The 592-nt window shown below is 55.4% G+C and carries 1 protein-coding gene; it reads left to right on the top strand.

The genetic code is table 11. From position 1 onward, the window contains the following. Positions 1–561: IS30 family transposase (locus ACRXB1_RS37280; protein WP_449494928.1), on the top strand; the 561-nt coding region annotated here is incomplete at its 5' end. Positions 562–592: the final 31 nt, after the last annotated feature.

The raw sequence follows: 592 nt of genomic DNA, 5'->3' as shown, positions 1-592 counted from the left end.
AATGATCGCCGCTGGCAAATTCCCAATATGGTCAGCATTCACGTGCGCCCACCTGAAGTCGAGGATCGCGTGATGCCCGGGCACTGGGAGGGCGACTTCATCAAAGGCGAAGGCAATCGCTCCTCAGTTGGCGTGTTGGTGGAGAGGACCAGCCGTCTGGTACTGCTGGCCAAGATGCACGATGCCACAGCCGAATCTGCGCTGGCCGGCTTCTCGGCCAAGCTCAACTCGATTCCCGAACACTTGCGTCAAAGCTTCACTTACGACCAGGGGCGTGAACTCTCACGACATCAAGAACTTGCCGCTCAAACTGGCGTGAACGTCTATTTTTGCGATCCACATAGCCCGTGGCAGCGCGGAACTTGTGAAAATACCAATGGCCTGTTGCGCGAGTATTTGCCCAAAGGCACCGATCTTTCCGTGCATAGTCAGGCAGACCTCGACATCATTGCCGACAGCTTGAACAACCGACCTCGTGCCACACATGCGTTTCATTCTCCCTTCGAGGTATTCGCCGCGACGCTACAAGCAGCGGATCTAGCAACGTCATCTAAACATTAACCTAGCTGTTGCACTTCGACTTGAGACCGCC

Source organism: Caballeronia sp. M23-90 (genome assembly GCF_053574605.1).
This window is presented reverse-complemented; position numbering and strand designations above follow the sequence as displayed.